This is a genomic window from Streptomonospora sediminis (assembly GCF_054778995.1).
Genome location: NZ_BAAGYZ010000058.1, coordinates 1 through 21,233 on the forward strand (window position 1 = coordinate 1; position 21,233 = coordinate 21,233).

Genomic DNA, 21,233 nt, shown 5'->3' on the forward strand with positions numbered 1-21,233 from the left:
CTGCGGGGCCGCCGTGGTCGGCGCCGGGCTGGCGCGCACCGCCGCCGGAGGGCTGCGGTGCCGCGGCCGCCATCGCCGGCTCCCCCACCCGGCCCAGTGGCCCGGTGGCACCGCCGGCATCGGGCACCGCTCCCGCGCCCGGCTGCGGTCGCGGGCCGGTGGTGCTCAGCAGCGCGGCGGGCACGACCGTGTAGGCGTTGACGCCGCGGAACGCCCGGGGCTCCAGCTGCACCCGCAGCCCGTGGCGGTGGGCGATCCGGCTGGCGACGTAGAGCCCCATGTGCCGCATCACGCGCTTGTCCAGCACCGGAGTGCCCGCCAGGCGCGTGTTGATATCGGAGAGCTGGTCCTGGGGAATGCCGATGCCCTCGTCCTCGACCACGATCAGGACCCCGCCGTCGGGCCTGGCCTGGGCGCTGATGACGACCTGCGCGTGGTCGGGCGAGTGGTTGGTGGCGTTGTCCATCAGCTCGGCCAGCAGGTGGCTGATGTCGTCGGCGGCTTCGCCTGCGACGAACCTGTCCGCCAGCCGGCCGATCTGCACGCGGCTGTAGTTGCGGATTTCAGAGGTGGCGGCGCGGGCGACGTCGAGCAGCGCGACCGGTTCAACGCCGGAGTCGTCGCTCTCCTGGTCGGCCAGCACCAGCAGGTTCTCGCCGTTGCGCCGCATCCGCGTGGCCAGGTTGTCGATCTCGAACAGCTTGGCCAGCAGGTCGGGGTCTTCGGTGGAGTCCTCCAGGCTGCCGACGATGTCGAGCAGCGACTCGACCATGGTCAGGTCGCGCATCGCCAGTCCGGCGAGGGCCTCGGTGAGCAAGCCGGGGTCGGGTGCGGGATCGCGCGGCGGGGCGGCGCCCGGCGCGTGGCGGCCGTTGGCCGGAAGGCCGGCTCCTGGTCCTGGTCCTGGTCCTGCGTAGCCCCCTGCGGGGTGCGCAGGTCCGGGCTGGGGGTGCGGTTGGGGGCCGGGCTGGGGGTGGGCCCGGGCGTGGCCGTTGGGCTGGGCATTGGCCTGCGGAGCGGCCGGCCACTGGCGTGCGGCCGCGGGAGGCGGCCCGTTGCCGGGTGCGGGCGGCAGCGCCGCGGGCGGGGACGGCGGCTGGGCCCGGTGCCCGGCCGGTGCCGGGTTGCCGCCCGGTGCGGATCTGCGGCCCAGTCCCAGGCGGCGCAGCAGCCGCCGGAAGCGCCCTGCGCGGGCGGGTTGGTCGTCGTCGGGGGTCATGGCCGATGGCCGGCCTTCGCGGCCTGGCGGTGAGGGCGCCTGCGCCACAACACGCCTCCTCGAATCAGTGGGGGAAACAGGGATGTCAGCCCCTTGAACAGCACCGGAAATGCGCCGCCGCCGCTGAGGGCCGGCGAGGCGCCCGCGTGCCTTGCGGCAGTGCATTGCAGCACTTCCGGACCGGCCTTGCCCAGGAATTTCCCGCGGCGCCCGAACCAGCGACGGAGCAGTCGCGACGGTACCCCGCACCTGAACAGGACAGGCCATGAAGCAGTCGGAATATTCGCACTAAGTAGGCCTTATTTTCGATGGATCCGTAATTGATCTACCGATTCAACGGCGAGCCTAGCAAAGGGAACCGATCGCAACAGGGGGTTCAGGAGAACACGCCAAAAAGATACGCCCGGAAGCCATTCTGCGGACAATGGACACACGTATCTGCAATGCCCGATTTCGTGCCTGCTTCGCGCCCCTTACGGCCGAATCGACACAAGACAGCCGAAGAAGAGGTTCGCCGCAGTTACGACGCCGATATCCCACTAGGGACTTTAGTAAATCCAGTGGGACCGAGAGGGCCGCAGCAGAGCGGCGGCCGGCTCCGCGGTGGCCAGGGGCCGCGGGCGCCCCCGAAGCTGCGGCACAGCCGTCTCAGCCGCTGTCCCGCAGGCCGTTGATCAGGAGGTCGACCATTCGAGTGGCCGCCCGCTTCCAGTTCTCATCGGGATTGACGTTCGCCACGCCGCCGAGTGCGCGGAGCAGGTCGAGCGGCTCGATGTCGGAGCGCAGCGCGCCGGTTTCGGCCGCCCGGGCGAACAGAGCGCCGACGGCGGATGCGAGGCGGGCCGCGGAGTCGTCGTAGAGCGCGTCCGTTCCACCGATGAGCGTATTGAGGACCTCCGACATGCCCTGCTTGGTGTCGAGGAAGTCCACGAACAGCAGCAGCCACTCGCGCAGCGCCGCCACGGCTTCGCGTTCCTCCGCCAGTTGCGCGGCCGCGTCGACGAGCGAGTCGGTCTCCTGGCGGTAGACCGCCTCGATCAGCGCGTCGCGTACCGGGAAGTGCCGGTAGAGCGTGGCGATGCTGACACCGGCCTCGCGCGCGACCCGCTCCAGGCTGACGCCCGCACCCTGCTCGGCGATTGCCCGCTTCGCCGCGGCGACCAAACGCGCCCGGTTGCGTTCGCCATCGGCGCGCGGCCGGCGCGCCGGCTTCGGCGCAGGACCGTGCTGCATGGCCGTCGACACCCTTTACTAAACGTAGGAACCCTACGTATATTAACCGTAGTCCCCCTACGTTTTACCACGACCGAGTTGGAGTGGCCATCATGCCCATGGATCGCACCATTCTCGTGACCGGTTCGACCGATGGAGTCGGCCGCCGGGTCGCCGAGGGACTCGCGGCACCGGGCGTCCGCCTGCTTGTACACGGCCGGGACGCCGAACGCGGAAAGGCGGTGGTCGACCGTATCGAGCGCGCCGGCGGCTCGGCGGCGTTCTTCGGGGCCGACTTCGACTCGCTTGCCGATGTCCGCAGACTGGCTCGGGCGGTGCAGGCCGAGCACCCGCAGCTCGACGCGCTGGTCAACAATGCGGGCATCTCCAAACCCAGCGGTCCGCGCCGCGAGAGCGCCGACGGGTTCGAGCGCCATTTCGCCACCAACTACCTGGCGCACTTCCTGCTGACCTACCTGCTGCTTCCGCAGCTCGGGGCGCTGGCGCCTTCGCGGGTGGTGAACGTCGTCTCCGCCGCCCAGAATCCCATCGACTTCGACGACGTGCAGCTGGAGCGCGGATACAGCGGCTACCGCGCCTACGGGCAGAGCAAGCTTGCCCAGGTGATGCTGACCCTCGACCTGGCCGAGGACTACGCGGGGGCGGGCATCACCGCCGACTGCCTCCACCCCGGAACCCACCTGGACACCACGATGGTGCGTGCGGCCGGAATCAGACCGGCCGGCTCGGCCGACACCGGGGCCCAAGCGGTCATCGCCCTCGTCGGCCCGAACGGCACCGCGGGAGGAACGGGGCGGTACTTCGACGGCAGGCGGGAAACGCGAGCGCACCGCCAGGCGTACGACCGCGAGGCGCGGCGCAGGCTGCACGCCCTCGGCCGGCGGCTGACAGGGCCGGACCGCCCGGACCGCTGACCCGCTGCCTCCTCCGGCGGGGTCCGGCGGGTGATCGCAAGCGGCGTTTCTCCGGCCGGGGAGCGCAGTGCCTCTTCGGGCCGGAAGCGGCCCCGCCTCCCGCAGGCCCGAGCGGCGCCCCGCCCGGCAGGCATCAGCGGTAGGCCGCCGTGGAGCCGCGTACCACCAGCTCCGGGGCGAACCGGAGCCGTTGGTGGCGGTGCTCGGGGTCGTTCAGCTCCGACAGGAGCAGGTCCATGGCGGCGCGGCCGAGTTCGTACTTGGGCTGGGCGACGGTGGTCAGGCCGGGGTGGACGAGTGCGGCCAGGTTGACGTCGTCGTAGCCGACGACCGACAGGTCGGCCGGTGCGCTGAGACCGCGTTCGCCCAGGCCTTTGAGCACGCCCACGGCCAGCTGGTCGTTGGTGCAGAACACCGCTTGGGGGCGGCGCTTGGGGCCGCCCGCCAGCACCTCCTCGACCGCCTTCTCGCCCGACTCCGCGTTGAGCTGGGGCGTGTGGATGACGCGCACCACGTCGTCGGGGTCGGCGCCGGCCGCGGTGACGGCCGCGCGCAGGCCTTCCAGGCGGGTGCGGCACTGCTCCAGGTCGGCCGGACCGCTGAGGTAGGAGATCCGCTCGTGGCCGAGGTTGATCAGGTGCCGGCCCGCCGCCATCCCGCCGGCGTGGTTGTCCACGGAGACGCTGCAGGCGGTGTCGTCGGTGACGTCGCCGCGGTCCAGCAGCACGCCGGGAACCCCTTGCTTGCGCAGCCACAGCAGGTCGGCTGTGTCGCCGTCGACGGGCATGATGACCGCGCCGGCGGCGCGCTGCTCGGCCAGCAGCCGGATCGAGCGGCTCTGGCGCAGCGTCTGCTCGGCGGAGTTGAGCAGCACCACGGCCAGCCCTTCTTCGCCGGCGGTGTCCTCGACGCCGCGGGCGACCTCGGCGAAGAACGGGTTGGTGACGTCGAGGACGATCAGGCCGACCGAGTCGCTGCGTCCGGCGCGCAGGCTGCGCCCCGAGGAGTTGCGCACGTAGTCGAGCTCCTGGACGGCCCGTTCGACGCGGCGCCGGGTGGATTCCGCGACGCGTTCGGGGCGGTTCAGGACGTTGGAGACGGTACCGGGTGAGACCCCGGCTCGCGCGGCCACGTCATTGATGCCGACGGGGCGCCTGGTGCCTTCGGTCGGGGACAACTCTGCTTCTCCGAGGTGCTCGTGCGGCTCGTGGCCGCTCATGCTCACAGGTTTATTAAATCGTGTCAATGACTATGCCGCACACTACGCTCCCGAGTCCACCGCTGCCGGAGGATAACCACATCCGGCACGTCAGCCAGCACGCCCGCCTCGCAGCGGCAATCCGGCGGCAACCCCCTTGACACACACGCTGTGACCCACTTAACGTCCAGCTTCATTGAATCGTTTTTCAACGCGCCGCCCAGCGGCGCTCGATTTCGAAGGAGGACGCCGTGGCCCATCACCCACCACCGGCTCCTCCGCTCCTGTCGCTGGTCGGCGTGTCGAAGTCCTTCGGGACCGTGCACGCCCTCCAGGACGTCTCCCTGGAGCTGTGTGCGGGCGAGATCCACGCACTCTGCGGCGAGAACGGGGCGGGCAAGTCAACCCTGGTGAAGACGATCGCCGGGGTGCACCACCCGGATACCGGGCACGTCGAAGTCCTGGGCGAGCCGACCGTGTTCGGCGCACCGGCCGACGCCCAGCGCGCCGGGGTCGCGGTCATCTACCAGGAACCCACTCTTTTTCCCGACCTCTCGGTCGCGGAGAACATCTTCATGGGCCGCCAGCCGCTGGCGCGCGGACGCCGCATCGACCGGCGGGCCATGCGCGAGGCCGCCGAGCGCCTGTTCGAGCGCCTGGGCGTGCACATCGACCCCGACCGCCCCGCCCGCGGCATGTCAATCGCCGACCAGCAGCTCGTCGAGATCGCCAAGGCGATGTCGTTCGACGCCCGGGTGCTGGTGATGGACGAGCCGACCGCGGCACTGTCGGGCGTCGAGGTCGAGCGGCTGTTCGCGGTGGCGCGCTCGCTGCGCGACAACGGCGCCGCGGTGCTGTTCATCTCGCACCGCTTCGACGAGGTGTTCGCGCTGTGCGACCGCGTCACCGTGATGCGCGACGGCTGCTACATCGGCACCGATCCGGTGGCCGAAACGACCGTTGACGCGGTCGTGCGCCAAATGGTCGGCCGCGAGGTCGCCGCCCTGTTCCCCAAGCAGGACGTGGCCGCCGGCGAGACCGTGCTGGAGGTCGACGGGCTCGGCCGCGCCGGCGTGTTCGCCGATGTGGGCTTCTCGGTGCGCGCCGGCGAGATCGTCGCGCTGGCCGGGCTGGTCGGTGCCGGGCGCAGCGAAGTCGTACGCGCCGTCTTCGGTGTCGACCGCTACGACACCGGCGCCGTGCGCGTGGCCGGCAAGCGGCTGCCGGGCGGCCGCCCCGCGGCGGCGATGGGCGCCGGAGTCGCGCTGGTCCCCGAGGACCGCCGCCAGCAGGGCCTGGTGATGGAGATGTCCATCGAACGCAACGCCACGCTGACCCGGCGCTGGTCGTTGAGCAGGCTGGGCCTGCTGCGCCGGCGCGACGAGGAGCGCGCGGCGGCCGTGTGGGCCGAACGGCTGCAGCTGAAGTCCGGGCGGCTCTCCGACGCCGTCACCACCCTTTCGGGCGGCAACCAGCAGAAGGTGGTGCTGGCCAAATGGCTCGCCACCGAACCGCGGGTGCTCATCGTGGACGAGCCCACCCGCGGTATCGACGTCGGCACCAAGGCCGAGGTCCACAAGCTGCTGTCGGAATTGGCCGGACAGGGCATCGCCGTGCTGATGGTCTCCAGCGAACTGCCGGAGGTGCTCGGGATGGCCGACCGCGTCCTGGTCATGCACGAGGGCCGTATCACCGCCGAAATCGCCCGCGGCGACGCCACCGAGGAGTCGGTCATGTACGCGGCGACGGGCGAGAAGGGAACGGCGGCGTGAACGGAGCGGACAACAACGGATCCGCGGCCGCGGGCCCGGACCCCCAACCGGGCGCAGGCGCCGCCGCGCAGACGGCCGCGCCCACGGCAGCCGGCCCGGACGGTCCTGCTGCGGGCGACCAACACGGCGGGCCCGGCGGCGGTGGCACCGGCGCCAACGGCGCCCGCACCGGCCGGCGCATCCGCCAGGTGCGCGAGCTGGGCATCCTGCTGGCGCTGGTGCTGCTGGTCGCCGTGACCGCGTTGGCCAGCCCGGGTTTCCTGTCCGGGCAGAGCGTGCGCGACCTGCTGCTGGGCGCCACCCTGCTGGCGATCCTGGCCGTGGGCCAGTCACTGGTGCTGATCACCCGCAACGTCGACCTGTCGGTCGGCTCGGTCATGGGCCTTTCGGCATTCGCGGTCGGCACACTGTTCGTGTCCTTCCCCGGGCTGCCCACGCCGGTCGTGGTACTGGCCGGCGTGCTGGTGGGCACGGTGTGCGGCGCGGTCAACGGGGTTCTGGTGGCCGCGGCGCGCGTGCCGGCGCTGGTGGTCACGCTGGGCACGCTGTACATGTTCCGCGGCATCGACTACTGGTGGGCCTCCGGCCGCCAGATCAACGCCGCCGACATGCCCGACGGTTTCCTGGGCCTGGCCCGGACCACGCTGCTCGGCGTGCCGCTGCCCGCTGTGATCGCCCTGGCGGTGGTGCTGGCGGCGGGCTGGTACCTGCGCAACTACCGCAGCGGGCGCGAGCTGTATGCGGTCGGTTCGCAACCGGCGGCGGCGCGCCTGGTCGGCATCCCGGTGGACCGGCGGGTCTTCGCGCCGTTCGTGGTCAACGGGGCCCTGGCCGGCCTGGCCGGGGTCCTCTACGCCTCGCGCTTCGGCACCCTGGACGCCACCGTGGGCACCGGCATGGAGCTGGAGGTCGTGGCGGCCGCCGTTGTCGGCGGCGTGGCGATCTTCGGCGGCAGCGGCACGGTCTACGGCGCGGCGCTGGGCGCGCTGCTGCTGTCGACCATCGACGCGGCGCTGCCGATGCTGCGCGTCGATTCCTTCTGGCAGCAGGCGGTCGTGGGCCTGCTGATCCTCGTATCGATCGGACTGGACCGGGTGCTGGCGCTGCGCACAGCGCGCCGGCTCCGAGGAGGTGGTTCCCGTGGGGCCTGACGTCGATACGCCCGGCAAGAGCGCCGCGCCCGGTGCCCCGGCGCCCGAGCAGCAGCCCGCCGCGCGCCCCAAGGCGCCCTCGGCACTGGGCTCGCTGCTGCGCACCCGCGAGACCTCGATCATCGGCGCGCTGGCCGTATCGGTGCTGGCGGCCTCGCTGCTGGTCGAAGGGTTCGCCAGCGGCCGCAACGCCGGCTTTCTGATCCTGGACATCGCCTGCATCGCGCTGATCGCGCTGCCGATGACCCTGGTCATCATCACCGGCGAGATCGACCTGAGCGTGGCCAGCACACTTGGGCTGACCAGCGCCGTCATGGGCCAGCTGTGGGTCATGGGCCTGCCGCTGGAGAGCATCGTGCCGCTGTGCATACTGCTCGGCGCGGTGCTGGGCGCCCTCAACGGGCTGCTGGTGACGGTGGCGGGGCTGCCGTCGCTGGCGGTGACCATCGGGACGATGGCGATGTACCGGGGCCTGGCCTATGTGGTCCTGGGCGACCGGGCCGTGGCCGACTTCCCCTTTACCTGGACCGGTGGGGCGACCGCGCGGATGCCGGGTCTGGATCTGCCGTGGATCGCGCTGCTGATCGCGGTGCTGGCGGTGGTGTTCGGCGTGCTGCTGCACGCCACCCCGGTGGGCCGGTCGCTGTATGCCATCGGCAACAACGACGAGGCGACCCGGTTCTCCGGGATCTCGGTGCGCTGGACCAAGCTGTGGCTGTTCGTTGCTTCGGGGACGGTCGCGGCGGGCGCCGGCGTGTTCTGGACGCTGCAGTACGGCAGCGCCCGCGCCGACAACGCCTTCGGCCTGGAACTGTCGGTGGTGGCCGCGGTGCTGCTGGGCGGGGTGTCGATCTTCGGTGGCCGGGGCGCACTGCCCGGGGTGCTGGCGGGCGTGCTGCTGCTGGGCACCATCCGCAACGCGCTGCGGCTGGCCGATGTGTCCTCCGACGTGCTCAACATCATCACCGGCCTGCTGCTGGTGGTGTCGGTGGTGCTGCCCAACACCCTGGCCCGCATCCGCGAGCACCGCTCCCGCCGGTCAGGCCAACCCCGCCGGACTCCGCCGCCATAGCGGCCGCCGCACCCCCTGCCCCCCTGCCCCCTGCTCCCTTGCTCCCTTGCTCCCCGGCCCCCATCCCCGCATCCCCCGCGCAGGAAAGAGAGAACGATGATGAGAAAACGCGTCCGCTACGGCGTCACCGCCGCGGCCCTGGCCGGCATCATGCTGGCGACCTCGGCCTGCGGCGGTACCACCCGCGGCGACGGCGGCGGCTCGGGCTCCGGCTCGGGCGGCTCCGATGCCGAGGCCGACCCCGGCGCCGAGATCCCCGAGGGCATGGCGATCAGCTACCTGCCCAAACAGCTGAACAACCCCTACCACCAGGTGGCCAACAGCGGCGGCGAGAAGGCCGTCAAGGAGCTGAAGGGCGACTACAAGGAGGTCGGCCCCTCCGAGGCGACCGCATCCTCCCAGGTCAGCTACATCAACACGCTCAGCCAGCAGGGCAGCGAGGTCATCGTCATCGCCGCCAACGACCCCAATGCGGTCTGCGGCGCCCTGAACCAGGCGCGCCAGGCCGGCAGCGTGGTGGTCACCTACGACTCCGACACCAAGGCCGACTGCCGGGACCTGTTCATCAACCAGGCCACGGCCGAGGACATCGCCAAGACCCAGGTCGAGATGGTCGCCGAGCAGATCGATGGCGAGGGCGAGATCGCCTTCCTTTCGGCCACCCCCAACGCCACCAACCAGAACACCTGGCTGGAGATGATGGAGAAGGAGCTCGCCAAGGACGAGTACTCCGACATCGAGGTGGTCGACACCGTCTACGGCAACGACGACGACCAGAAGTCCTTCAACGAGATGCAGGCCCTGCTGCAGACCCACCCGGACCTGGCCGGGGTCGTCTCACCGACGACCGTGGGCCTGGCCGCGGCGGCGCGCTACCTCAGCGGTTCCGATTACAAGGGCGAGGTCGCCCTGACGGGGCTGGGCACCCCCAACCAGATGCGCGAGTACGTGCAGAACGGCACGGTCGAGGAGTTCGCGCTGTGGGACCCGGCCGACCTGGGTTACCTGGCGGGCTATGCCGGCGCGTCGCTTTCGGCCGGGCGCATCACCGGCGAGAAGGGCCAGACGTTCAAGGCCGGCGAGCTCGGCGAGTACACGATCGGCGCCGACGGCGAGGTCGTGCTGGGCCCGCCCACGGTCTTCAACAAGGACAACATCGGCGACTACGACTTCTGATCCGGCCGGGTGTGCCTGCCGCGGGCGGTGCGGGCCGGTGAGACCGCCGCACCCGTGCCCGCCCGCGGCGTGGCCGCACCGGCCCCCGTGTGGAGAGGATGGCGATGCAGCGCGTCTGCTTCCTGCTCAAGGTCAAGCCCGACCGCCTGGAGGAGTACCGGAGCCGCCACGCCGACGTCTGGCCCGAGATGCGGGCCGCGCTGAGCGAGGCGGGCTGGCGCAACTACTCGATCTTCTGCCGCGACGACGGTCTGCTGGTGGGCTACCTGGAGACCGAGGACTTCGCCGCCGCGCAGGCGGCGATGGCCGAAACCGGCGTCAACGCCCGCTGGCAGGCGGAGATGGCGCCGTTCTTCGAAGGGCTCGACGGCCGGCCCGACGAGGGCATGGTGCCCCTGACCGAGATATTCCACCTGGACTGACAGCCGCCGGGTGCCTCCGAGCGACCGCAACGAACCGCGACCCGCCCCTTGCCCGCCCAATGCCGTACCGGCGGCCGGCAACGGAAACCGAACCGGAGCCGGGACGGCGACCGCCCGGCCCCTACCGCCCCGCGCCGGCCCCTGCCCGGGCCTGCGGACCGCTTCCGCTCCGGGGCAGCGGAGCGACCGCCGCACCCCCTCCGCACTCCGCACTTCTCATTGAAACGTTCGAAGGAGCTTCCGACATGACCGACCTCAGTGCCGTCAAGGCCGCGCTGCGCCGGCAGGCCATCGAGCTGCCGTCCTGGGCGTTCGGAAACAGCGGCACCCGCTTCAAGGTGTTCGGCCAGCCCGGCGTTCCCCGCACGCCCCAGGAGAAGATCGCCGATGCGGCGCAGGTGCACCGCTACACCGGCATCGCCCCCAGCGTGGCGCTGCACATCCCCTGGGACAGGGTGGAGGACTACGCGGAACTGGCCGCCTACGCCCGCGAGCAGGGCGTGCGTATCGGCACGATCAACGCCAACGTCTTCCAGGACGACGACTTCAAGCTCGGCAGTGTCGCCAACCCCGACCCGGCCGTCCGCGCCAAGGCCCTGGAGCACCTGAAGGCCTGTGTCGACGTCATGGACGCCACCGGCTCGGCCGACCTGAAGCTGTGGTTCGCCGACGGCACCAACTACCCCGGCCAGGACGACATCCGCGCCCGCCAGGACCGGCTGGCCGAGGCCCTGGAGGCGGTGCGCGACCGGCTGGGCGCCGGGCAGCGGATGCTGCTGGAGTACAAGCTCTTCGAGCCGTCGTTCTACACCACCGACGTGCCCGACTGGGGCACCGCCTACGCCCACTGCCTCAAGCTGGGCGACCAGGCCCAGGTGGTGGTCGACACCGGGCACCACGCGCCCGGCACCAACATCGAGTTCATCGTGGCCGTGCTGCTGCGCGAGCACAAGCTCGGCGGTTTCGACTTCAACTCCCGCTTCTACGCCGACGACGACCTGATGGTGGGCGCGGCCGACCCGTTCCAGCTCTTCCGGATCATGTACGAGGTGGTGCGCGGCGGCGGCCTCGACCCCGCCGAGGGGATCGCCTTCATGCTCGACCAGTGCCACAACATCGAGCAGAAGATCCCCGGCCAGATCCGCTCGGTCCTCAACGTCCAGGAGGCCACCGCCAAGACGCTGCTGGTAGACGCCGATGCGCTGGCGGCCGCCCAGCGCGACGGCGACGTGCTGGCCGCCAACGCGGTGCTGATGGACGCCTACAACACCGATGTGCGCCCGATGCTGGCCGAACTGCGCGAAGAGGACGGCCGCGACGCCGACCCCATGGCCGCGTTCAAACGCTCGGGCTACCTGGAGTCCATCGCCGCCGAGCGGGTCGGCGGCCAGCAGGCCGGATGGGGGGCTTGAGCATGGCAGGGGCAAACACCCGCGGCACCGCACGCGCCCGCCTGCGGCTGGCCGCAGCCGGGCTGGCACTGGCGGCGCCGCTGACCGCATTGAGCACACCGACCGGGCTTACCGGGGTGGCGGCCGCCGACACCGGTACCGGTGCGGCGGCAGGCGCCGACCTGCTCCGCGACCGGGTACTCGACGAGCAGGCGCTGTACTTCGAGTCCTACGACGGCATCGTCAACAACAACTCCTTCCAGCAGGACGGGATCCTCACCCACGGCCGCTACCAATACGCGGCCTGGTACACGGCCGACCGCACCGCCGTCATCGCCCGCAGGCCGGCCGGCTCGGCAGCCGCCTGGCAGACCGTGCGGCTGCCGCACAAGCTGAGCGCGGACGACTCGCACAACGTCATCGCCATGGGGGTGTCGGCCGACGACGGCCGCCTGCACATCGCGATGGACACCCACAACTCCACCGTGTACTACCTGCGCTCGCAGGCGGGCCTGGCCGACGGGCGCGGCGCTTGGAAGAGCGGTTCCTTCGGCGACGTGCAACGCGACCTGGAAGGGCTCGACCTAGGCGGCATCACCTACCCCAGGTTCGTGCCCACCCCCGAAGGCGGCCTGCAGCTGACCTACCGCACCGGCGGGTCCGGCGACGGCGTCGTCAACCTGGCCGAGTACACCGGGGACGGCTGGGACCACCTGGGCGCCTGGTCCTCGGCCGAGGGCGACTACAGCGCCAACGGCAGCACCAGCGACACCCGCAACATGTACCTGCACGGAATCGGCTACGGCGCCGGCGGCCGACTGCACGCCTCCTTCACCTGGCGCGAGACCGCCGCCGGGGGCGACATCCTGTGCGACCCGGGCGGGTTGGCCAACCACGACACCGGCTACGTCTACAGCGACGACCAGGGCCGCACCTGGCGCACCGGCGACGGCAACCCCGCCGCAACCACCGGCACCGGCCACCGCGTGTCGGTGGACACCCCCGGCCACGTCGTCGACCCGCTGGGCGTCGACCACGCGCTGATGAACCAGGAGTCCCAGGCCGTGGACTCCGCGGGCAACCCGCACATCATGGTCAGCTACGTGCCCGGCCGCCACACCCAGTGCGTCACCGACTTCGTCGCCCAGCGCGAGCAGTGGGCCCGGCCGTTCCACATCTTCCGCGACCGCTCGGGCCAGTGGCACAAGACCGAACTGCCCGAACGGGTGGCGGCCTTCGGGCGCTCGCGCCTGGTAATGGGACCCGACGACACCGCCTATGCGGTACTGCCGGGCGGCAAGATCCTGGCGGCCGCGGACGACTCGGACTGGAGCGACTGGCGCACCGTCTACAACGGGGCCGGGATCGACTCCTTCGGAGAGGTGCTGGTCGACGACTCGCGCCTGGACCAGGGGCGGTTGTCGGTCTTCTACCAGGAGCCCAGCACCGGCCGGGAACCCTCGCCCATCCACGTCGCCGACTTCGCGGTCGGCTGATCCGGCCGGCGCACGCACAGCACCAGTAAGCACTGATCAGGGGATGAGATGACCGAGCAGACGACCCACCCGGAGGTCGAAGCGCTGCTGGAGCGCTCGCACAAGCTGGGTGCCGATCCGCGCAACACCAACTACGCCGGCGGCAACACCTCGGCCAAGGGCACCGCCACCGACCCGGTCACCGGCGAACCCGCCGACCTGATGTGGGTCAAGGGCTCCGGCGGCGACCTGGGCACCCTCACCGAGGCGGGGCTGGCCGTGCTGCGGCTGGACCGGCTGCGCGCCCTGACCGGGGTCTACCCGGGCGTCGAACGCGAAGACGAAATGGTCGCCGCGTTCGACTACTGCGCCCACGGCAAGGGCGGCGCGGCCCCCTCGATCGACACGGCGATGCACGGCCTGGTGGAAGCCGCCCACGTCGACCACCTGCACCCCGACTCCGGGATCGCACTGGCCTGCGCCGCCGACGGCCGGCAGCTCACGGCGGAGTGCTTCGGCGACCGGGTGGCGTGGGTGCCCTGGCGCCGCCCCGGATTCCAGCTCGGCCTGGACATCGCCCGCATCAAACGCGAGAACCCGGGAGCCATCGGGGTGGTGCTGGGCGGGCACGGCATCACCGCTTGGGGGGACACCGCCCAGGAGTGCGAGGCGAACTCGCTGGAGATCATCCGCACCGCCGAACGCTTCATCGCCGAACGCGGCGCGGACGGCCCCCACCCCTTCGGCCCCGTTGTCGAGGGTTATGCGCCGCTGCCCGAAGCCGAGCGCCACGCGCGCGCGGCCGCGCTGCTGCCGGCGGTGCGCGGGCTGGCCTCGACCGACCGGCCGCAAGTGGGCCACTACACCGACAGCGACGCGGTGCTGGACTTCCTCTCCCGCTCGGAGCACCCGCGGCTGGCGGCGCTGGGCACCTCCTGCCCGGACCACTTCCTGCGGACGAAGGTGCGCCCGCTGGTGCTGGACGTGGCCCCCGACGCGCCGCTGGAGCAGGCGCTGGAACGGCTGCGCGAACTGCACACCGCCTACCGCGAGGACTACCAGGGCTACTACGACCGCCACGCCGACGCCGACTCCCCCGCCATCCGCGGCGCCGACCCGGCGATCGTGCTGGTCCCGGGCGTGGGCATGTTCTCGTTCGGCGCCGACAAGCAGACGGCGCGGGTCGCCGGCGAGTTCTACACCAACGCGATCAACGTGATGCGCGGCGCCGAAACCGTCTCGACCTACACGCCCATCCCCGAGTCGGAGAAGTTCCGCATCGAGTACTGGGCGCTGGAGGAGGCCAAGCTGCGCCGCAAGCCGGCACCCAAGCCGCTGGCCACCCGTGTCGCGCTGGTGACCGGCGGCGGATCGGGCATCGGCCGGGCGACCGCGCTGCGGCTGGCCGCTGAGGGCGCGTGCGTGGTCGTGGCCGACCGCGACGCCGACGGGGCGGCCGCGGTGGCCGCCGAGATCGGCGGCAGCGACGCCGCGGTGCCGGCCGTGGTCGACGTTACCGAGCCCGAGCAGATCGCCGCGGCGCTGCGCACGGGGGTGCTGGCGTTCGGCGGGGTGGACCTGGTGGTCAACAACGCGGGACTGTCGATCTCCAAGCCGCTGCTGGAGACCACCGAAGCCGACTGGGACACCCAGCACCGGGTGATGGCGCGCGGGTCGTTCCTGGTGGCCCGCGAGGCCGCCCGGGTGCTCACCGAGCAGGGCATGGGCGGCGACATCGTCTACATCTGCAGCAAGAACGGGGTGTTCGCCGGCCCCAACAACATCGCCTACGGGGCGGCAAAGGCCGACCAGGCCCACCAAGTGCGGCTGCTGGCCGCCGAGCTGGGCGGCGCCGGCATCCGCGTCAACGGGGTCAATCCCGACGGTGTGGTGCGCGGTTCGGGCATCTTCGCCGGCGGCTGGGGCGCCAAGCGCGCAGCGGTCTACGGGGTGCCCGAGGAGGAGTTGGGTGCGTTCTACGCCCAGCGCACCCTGCTCAAACGCGAAGTGCTGCCCGAGCACGTGGCCAACGCGGTCTATGCGCTGACCTGCGGGGAGCTCAGCCACACCACGGGCCTGCACATCCCAGTGGACGCCGGGGTGGCCGCGGCGTTCCTGCGCTGAGCCCGGCGGGGCGGCGGGGACCGGCACCGGCCCCCGCCGCCCCTGCAGGCGGGGCTGCGGGGGCAGGAAGACCGGCGAGGCCGGCCCGAAAGGCGCCGTGTCCGGCAGGCCGGCCCGGATGCGGACAAGCCAAGGGGCCGCGCGGCCGAATGGGCGCGCGGGGCCGTTACTCGGGGGATCCCCTAATTTCAAGTCAACCCTGCCTCCGCCCCCGGCCGCCACCTCCATTGCCCGCCTGTGGACAACGGCGGCATCCGCCCGCCGGCCCGCACCCCGCCCACCCCCGTAGTGCCTCCCCCCTCCTTCCTCCTCAGCGGCCCGCTGCGGTCGCCGTCTCTTCGGAAAGGCCCGCCCGTGTCCCACTCCGACGTCTTCGCCGCAGTCGACCTCGGTGCCTCCAGCGGACGCGTCGCCGTCGGCCGCGTCGGCCGCGACGAATTCGCGCTGACCGAGGTGCACCGCTTCGCCAACCGGCCGCTGCGCCTGCCCAGCGGCCTGCACTGGGACATCGGCGGGCTCTACCACGGTGTGCTGGACGGGCTGCGCGCGGCCGCCGGCCACCGGCCGCGCTCGGTCGGCATCGACTCCTGGGCCGTCGACTACGGCCTGCTGGACTCCGCCGGCGCGCTGCTGGGGCTGCCACACCACTACCGCGACTCCCGCACCGACACCGCCGCCCCCGCCATGGTGGAGCGTGTCGGCGCCGCCGAGCTCTACACCCGCAACGGCCTGCAGTACCTGCCGTTCAACACGGTCTTCCAGCTGGCGGCCGCCCGCGCGACCCCGCAGCTCGCGTGCGCCCAGACCCTGCTGCTCATCCCGGACCTGCTGGGCTACTGGTTGACCGGCGAGCGCGGCGCGGAGGTCACCAACGCCTCCACCACCGGCCTGCTCGACGTCGCCACCCGCGAGTGGTCGGCGCCGCTGCTGGAGGCCGCCGGGGTGCGCCCGTCGCTGGTGGGCGCGTTGCGCAACCCGGGCGAGCGGATCGGGCCGCTGCTGGCCGAACCGGCCGGGCACACCGGCCTGGACGCGGGCACCGACGTGGTGGCCGTCGCCTCGCACGACACCGCTTCGGCGGTGGCGGCCGTGCCCGCGCTGACCGAGCGGTTCGGCTACGTCTCGTGCGGTACCTGGTCGCTGGCCGGGCTGGAGCTGAGCGCTCCGGTGACCAGCGAGGCGGCGCGCGCGGCCAACTTCACCAACGAGCTCGGCGTGGACGGCACCACCCGGTTCCTGCGCAACATCATGGGGTTGTGGCTGGTCCAGGAGTGCCTGCGCGACTGGGGGCTGGACGACGCGGCGCTACCGGGCCTGCTGCAGGAGGCCGCTGCGGCTCCGGCCTTTGCCGGACTCGTCGACGCCGGCGACCCGCGCTACCTGCCTCCGGGCGGCATGCCGGCGCGCATCGCCGCCGACCTGCGCGAGAACGGCCGGCCCGAACCCCGCAGCCGCGGCGCGCTGCTGCGCTGCGTGCTGGAGAGCCTCGCGCTGGCCCACCGCGACACGTTGCGCCGAGCCTGCGCCCTGTCCGGGCGCGACATCGATGTGGTGCACCTGGTGGGCGGCGGCGCCCGCAACGAGCTGCTGTGCCAGTGGACGGCCGACGCGCTGGGGCTGCCGGTGGAGGCCGGTCCGGTGGAGGCGACCGCGATCGGCAACATCGCGGTGCAGGCCCGCGGCGCCGATCCGGGGGCTTCGCAGGCCGATCTGCGCCGGCTGATCCACACCACCCAGCGGCCCCGCCGCTACGAGCCCGCCTCGGGCACCGCCGCCTGGGACGCTGCCGCGGAGCGCTTGGGCCTGGCCTGAACCGGCGCCCCCTCCCGCTCCCCCGTCAGGCCTCGTGGCTCCCGGGGGAGGCGTGCGGTGCGGCGGGCGCGGCGCCGCCGGAACCGTCCCCGCGCCCGTCCTCGTCCTCGTGCCGCAGAGCTGCAAAGGTCTGGCCGAGCCCGTCCAGGAAGGCCGACAGCGCCAGTTCGAAGCTGTCGGCGTCGATCTCGGCGGCGTGCTCGGCGAGGCGGTGGGCCTGGGAGAGGTTGGGGTAGCGGTCCCGGTAGACCTGGACGTCGGCGTCGAACCCCCGGGCGAAGGAGTTGATGGCGGCCCCCACCACCAGGTACTTGGTCGAGGCGCCGATCATGGTCGCGTAGCGGGCGGGCCAGCCCGCACCCACCAGGCCGCCGTGCACGGCGTCGGCGCGGCGCAGCGCCGCCTCGCGGCGCCCCGGGCCCGCGGCGATGACCGGAACCAGGTTGGGGTGGGCGGCCAGCGCCGCGCGGTAGGAGCGCGCCCACACCGCCAGCCCGTTGCGCCAGTCGCCCGTGTCGAATCCGGAGACGTCCACCCCGGCCATGATCTCGTTGGCGATGTCGGCGAGCAGGTCGTCCTTGGTGCGGTAGTGGCTGTACAGCGACGCCGCCTGCACCTGCAGTTCCTGGGCCAGCCTGCGCATCGACAGGTTCTCCAGGCCCTCGCTGTCGACAAGTGCGAGCGCCGCCGTGCGGATGCCGCCCACGCTCAGCATCGGCGTCCTGGGTCGGGGCACCCCGTCCTCCCTCCTCGGCTGCTGCGGCGCCGCCGCAGCGGGCCTACCGGTCGTCCGCTTGCGATCCTGCCACGCCCACCCGATGCCCGCAGGCCCTGCCCGCCGGGCTGCGGGTACCGCCGGCTGCGCTGAGCGGCCGTGCTTGCGCTGCGGCACGCCCAGCACCTACGCTCAAAAACCGAACGCCGTTAGGTTAATTGGGGAGCGGGCGCATGGTCGACTTCGGACTGAGCGAGGAACAGCGGGAGATCCGCGCGTGGGTACGCACCTTCGTCGAGCGCGAGATCATGCCGCGGGAAAACGACGTGCTGCGCCGCGAACGCGCCGGCGCCGCACCCGGACTGAACGCCGAGGAGGTCGGCGAGCTGCGGCAACTGGCGCGCAGATCCGAGTTCTGGGGTGTGCAGACCCCCACCGAATACGGCGGCATGGGACTGGACGCCGTCACCGCCGCCATCATCGAGACCGAACTCGGCCGCACCTTCCTCACGTTCAAGTTCGGCGGCGAGGCCGACAACATCCTCTTCCACGCCAACGAGGAGCAGAAGCAGCGCTACCTGCTGCCCACGATCGCCGGTGAGCGCCGCTCCTGCTTTGCCATCACCGAGCCCGGCGCCGGCTCTGACGCCAAGGCCATCCGCACCCGCGCCGTCAAGGACGGCTCCGAGTGGGTGATCAACGGCGAGAAGACGTTCATCACCGGTGGCTGCGAAGCCGACTTCACCATGGTGTTCGCCGTGACCGACCCCGAACTGGGCGCCGACGGCGGTGTCACCTGCTTCCTGGCCGACCGCGCTGCAGGCTGGACGTCGGAACCCATCGACACCATGGGCGAGCGCCGCCCGGCTTCGCTGGTGTTCGACGATGTCCGGGTGCCCGAGGAGAACGTCCTGGGCGAGGTCGGCAAGGGCTTTGAGCTGGCCATGCAGTGGATCGGCAAGGGCCGCTACCTGTTGCCGGCCCGCGCGCTGGGCGGCTGCGAGCGGATGCTGGGCATGAGCGTCGACTACGCCAATACCCGCCGGACCTTCGGTGCGCCCATCGCCGAGCGCCAGGCGATCCAGTGGATGATCGCCGACTCCCAGACCGAGATCGAGGCGCTGCGGCTGCTCGTGCTCCATGCCGCCTGGCAGGTCGACCAGGGCCGCGACTCCCGCCACGCGCAGTCGATCGCCAAGCTCTACGGCGGGGTCAAGGCCAACGAGATCGTCGACCGGATGATGCAGATCCACGGCGGCATGGGCTACACCCGCGAGTTGCCCTTCGAACGCTGGTACCGCGACCTGCGGCTGCTGCGCATCTTCGAGGGCACCGACGAGATCCAGCGCCGCACCATCTCCCGCGACCTACTCAAAGGCCACGTCCAGGTCGGCGCGACGCTGCGTTAGGGGGCCGACTGTGCGGCCTTGTGGTCTGCCCGGCGGCGGGTGGCCTGCAGGCAAAAGCGGCACCAAAGGCGGCGGGGCCGGGCGGGCGCGTGTCCGTTATGTCGGGTAGCGGGGCGGTGTTCGGCGATGACCATGCAGAAATGCCCATCTCAGCTCCGATATTTGAGCCTTACTGCAGGGTCATCGGTGCGCCGGGCGGCCCGCCACCCGCGGCCGACCGCGGACAAGGCCGCCCAGCGCACCCGTGTCCCACCGAATCCCAAACGCACTAACCAATCAGGACATTAACGCACGCCGACCAGGTCCACCACGAACACCAGGGTCTCGCCCGGCTTGATGACCCCGCCCGCGCCGCGGTCGCCGTAGGCCAGCTGCGGCGGGATCACCAGTCGGCGGCGCCCGCCCACGCGCATGCCCAGTACGCCCTGTTCCCAGCCCTCGATGACCTGGCGCCCGCCGAGCGCGAAGCTGAGCGGCTCGCCGCGGTTCCACGAGGCGTCGAACTCCTCGCCGGTGGAGTGCGAGACGCCGACGTACTGCACGTCGACCGTTGATCCGTAGCCGGCCTGCGTGCCCTCGCCGATGCTGAGGTCGGTGACCTGCAGGTCGCTCGGCGGCGGGCCGGGAGCGACGTCGACTCTGGGACGTTCGAGCGCCATGGCAGAACTCCTCGCAAGATCGTGATGGGGGTCTCAGCGTACCGGCGCAGGCCCGTTGCCGCGCCGCGGCCGCCCTCCCGGGCGCGCCCGCCTGCGCATCGGCCCACCACGGGGCCCGGCGGCCGCGCCCGGCCACGTGCTCAGTCGCCGACCGTTGCAACCACCAGGTGCCCGTGCCCGCGCACCTTGACCCGCCCGCAGCCGGCCGGCACGAACACCGACTCGCCGCGGCCCAGCGCCAGCACCTCGCCCGACTCCGCGACCAAATCGGCGGAGCCGTCCAGGGCAAGCACCACCGAGGGTGCGCCGCCCTCCAGCCGGGTGCTGATCGGTCCGGGCCCGGCGGTCGCCAGCGCGAAGTCGGGCACGCCCGGGCGGTACTCGGCCCGCCCGCCCGATCGCACCGGGCCGGCGAAGGGGATCGGCAGCACGGAGAAGTCCACCACCGCCAGCAGTTCGGCGGTGTCGACGTGCTTGCCGGTCAGCCCGGCGCGCAGCACGTTGTCCGAACTGGCCATCACCTCGACCGCAACACCGCGCAGGTAGGCGTGCACGTTGCCCGCCGGCAGGAACAGGGCTTCGCCGGGGTGCAGGGTGACCCGGTTGAGCAGCAGCGCCGCAACGGCGCCCGGGTCGCCCGGGTAGCGCTCGGCCAGCTCGACCAGGGTGTCGTGGTGGGCGCCCGAGCCCAGTCGCTTCCACTCGGCCACGAACTCCGCCACCAGTTCGGCGCGCCCATTGTCGGGCAGCGTGAGCAGCCGTGTCAGCGCGCTGCGCAGCGCGGCGTGCGGGTCGGCGGCGGCGAGGTCGCCGCGCAGCACCTCGGCCAGCTCGCTTGCCAGCCCGTCCAGGTCGGCCCGTGCCGCGACGGGGTCGCGGAACCCGCACAGCGCCTCGAACGGCTCCAGGGCCAGCACCAGCTCGGGCTTGGGGAAGGGGTCGCGGTAGTTGCGGTGGGGCGCGCCGACGGGGATGCCGGCCGCCTGCTCGGCGGCGAACCCTGAGCGGGCGCGCACGGCGTCGGGGTGCACCTGCAGCGATAGCGGTTCCTCGGCGGCCAGCACCTTCAGCAGGAACGGCAGCCGCTTGCCGAACCGCTCGACGGTGCGTTCGCCCAGCATCTCCGTTGGCGCGCCGGCGATGACGTCGTCGAAGGACGAGGGGCCGCCGGGTGTGACGACCGTGCTCGGGGCCCCGTAGTGGGCGCCCAGCCACAGTTCGGCCTGGGGCCGGCCGTCGGGCTCGACACCCAGCAGCCGCGGGATGGCGGTCTTCGCCCCCCACGGGTACGGCCGTATCTGGTTGATCAGCCTGTGCATCCGGCCCGCTCTTCCCGTTCGCTGCGGTCACGCTGTCGGGGACCAGTCTGATCGACCGGGCTCCGCCGCGTCAGCCCGGCCGCCCCCTCACCTGCCGGTGGTGCTGGCACCACCGCGGGCCGCGCGACACCCGCAGACCCAACGTATCGAACCGCGCCGCGCATCCCTTGAC

17 protein-coding genes are annotated in these 21,233 nt (G+C 72.1%); 11 read left to right on the forward strand and 6 right to left on the reverse strand.

Annotated elements, in window-relative coordinates:
- The coding region (locus ACYVD5_RS12045; protein WP_461001080.1) for a sensor histidine kinase at positions 1–1,219 on the reverse strand (1,219 nt) is incomplete at its 3' end.
- 648 nt (positions 1,220–1,867) lie between these two features.
- Positions 1,868–2,452 carry a TetR/AcrR family transcriptional regulator gene (locus ACYVD5_RS12050; RefSeq protein WP_461001081.1) on the reverse strand — a complete coding sequence of 195 codons (585 nt, stop codon included), beginning with the start codon at positions 2,450–2,452 and terminating at the stop codon, positions 1,868–1,870.
- Positions 2,453–2,544: 92 nt separating this feature from the next.
- Here ACYVD5_RS12050 and ACYVD5_RS12055 point away from each other — a divergent pair, with 92 nt between their 5' ends.
- Positions 2,545–3,366 (forward strand): SDR family NAD(P)-dependent oxidoreductase, encoded by an 822-nt coding sequence (locus tag ACYVD5_RS12055; RefSeq protein WP_461001082.1) that lies wholly within the window; start codon positions 2,545–2,547, stop codon positions 3,364–3,366.
- Positions 3,367–3,499: 133 nt separating this feature from the next.
- On the opposite strand, the gene ACYVD5_RS12060 is transcribed toward ACYVD5_RS12055, so the two are convergent.
- Entirely contained in the window at positions 3,500–4,585 is a 1,086-nt protein-coding gene (locus ACYVD5_RS12060; RefSeq protein ID WP_461001083.1) for a LacI family DNA-binding transcriptional regulator, read from the reverse strand.
- A 230-nt stretch (positions 4,586–4,815) separates the two neighbouring features.
- Here ACYVD5_RS12060 and ACYVD5_RS12065 point away from each other — a divergent pair, with 230 nt between their 5' ends.
- The 9 genes from ACYVD5_RS12065 (at position 4,816) to ACYVD5_RS12105 (ending at position 16,959) form a co-directional block, all read left to right on the forward strand.
- Positions 4,816–6,336, forward strand: a complete 1,521-nt coding sequence (locus tag ACYVD5_RS12065) for a sugar ABC transporter ATP-binding protein (protein WP_461001084.1) — start codon at positions 4,816–4,818, stop codon at positions 6,334–6,336.
- Entirely contained in the window at positions 6,333–7,487 is a 1,155-nt protein-coding gene (locus tag ACYVD5_RS12070; RefSeq protein WP_461001085.1) for an ABC transporter permease, read from the forward strand. Before ACYVD5_RS12065 ends, ACYVD5_RS12070 begins: the two co-directional genes overlap by 4 nt.
- A complete protein-coding gene (locus ACYVD5_RS12075; protein ID WP_461001086.1) occupies positions 7,477–8,559 on the forward strand; it encodes an ABC transporter permease in 1,083 nt (360 codons plus the stop codon). The genes ACYVD5_RS12070 and ACYVD5_RS12075 overlap by 11 nt, the downstream gene beginning before the upstream one ends.
- A gap of 96 nt (positions 8,560–8,655) precedes the next feature.
- Positions 8,656–9,735 (forward strand): rhamnose ABC transporter substrate-binding protein, encoded by a 1,080-nt coding sequence (rhaS, locus tag ACYVD5_RS12080; protein ID WP_461001087.1) that lies wholly within the window; start codon positions 8,656–8,658, stop codon positions 9,733–9,735.
- 104 nt (positions 9,736–9,839) lie between these two features.
- On the forward strand, positions 9,840–10,157 hold the full coding sequence (locus ACYVD5_RS12085) for an L-rhamnose mutarotase (protein ID WP_461001148.1): 318 nt from the start codon (positions 9,840–9,842) through the stop codon (positions 10,155–10,157).
- A gap of 245 nt (positions 10,158–10,402) precedes the next feature.
- Positions 10,403–11,569: an L-rhamnose isomerase gene (gene rhaI / locus ACYVD5_RS12090; RefSeq protein WP_461001088.1), complete on the forward strand. Its 1,167-nt coding sequence runs from the start codon at positions 10,403–10,405 to the stop codon at positions 11,567–11,569.
- A gap of 2 nt (positions 11,570–11,571) precedes the next feature.
- The gene (locus tag ACYVD5_RS12095) at positions 11,572–13,044 is read left to right on the forward strand and encodes a BNR repeat-containing protein (RefSeq protein ID WP_461001089.1); all 1,473 of its coding nucleotides are present in this window, start codon (positions 11,572–11,574) and stop codon (positions 13,042–13,044) included.
- A gap of 48 nt (positions 13,045–13,092) precedes the next feature.
- Positions 13,093–15,147 (forward strand): bifunctional aldolase/short-chain dehydrogenase, encoded by a 2,055-nt coding sequence (locus ACYVD5_RS12100; protein ID WP_461001090.1) that lies wholly within the window; start codon positions 13,093–13,095, stop codon positions 15,145–15,147.
- Between the two features lie 354 nt (positions 15,148–15,501).
- Complete coding sequence (locus ACYVD5_RS12105; protein ID WP_461001091.1) at positions 15,502–16,959, forward strand: rhamnulokinase; 1,458 nt, start codon at positions 15,502–15,504, stop codon at positions 16,957–16,959.
- A 25-nt stretch (positions 16,960–16,984) separates the two neighbouring features.
- Here ACYVD5_RS12105 and ACYVD5_RS12110 read toward each other — a convergent pair whose 3' ends face one another.
- Positions 16,985–17,695 (reverse strand): TetR/AcrR family transcriptional regulator, encoded by a 711-nt coding sequence (locus ACYVD5_RS12110; RefSeq protein WP_461001092.1) that lies wholly within the window; start codon positions 17,693–17,695, stop codon positions 16,985–16,987.
- Positions 17,696–17,907: 212 nt separating this feature from the next.
- On the opposite strand from ACYVD5_RS12110, the gene ACYVD5_RS12115 reads away from it, so the two are divergent.
- The gene (locus tag ACYVD5_RS12115; RefSeq protein ID WP_461001093.1) at positions 17,908–19,083 is read left to right on the forward strand and encodes an acyl-CoA dehydrogenase family protein; all 1,176 of its coding nucleotides are present in this window, start codon (positions 17,908–17,910) and stop codon (positions 19,081–19,083) included.
- 284 nt (positions 19,084–19,367) lie between these two features.
- Here ACYVD5_RS12115 and ACYVD5_RS12120 read toward each other — a convergent pair whose 3' ends face one another.
- Together ACYVD5_RS12120 and manA are read right to left on the reverse strand one after the other, a co-directional pair.
- On the reverse strand, positions 19,368–19,742 hold the full coding sequence (locus tag ACYVD5_RS12120) for an FKBP-type peptidyl-prolyl cis-trans isomerase (RefSeq protein ID WP_461001094.1): 375 nt from the start codon (positions 19,740–19,742) through the stop codon (positions 19,368–19,370).
- 140 nt (positions 19,743–19,882) lie between these two features.
- Positions 19,883–21,061, reverse strand: coding sequence for a mannose-6-phosphate isomerase, class I (gene manA, locus ACYVD5_RS12125; RefSeq protein WP_461001095.1), 1,179 nt, complete (start codon positions 21,059–21,061; stop codon positions 19,883–19,885).
- Positions 21,062–21,233 lie beyond the last annotated feature (172 nt).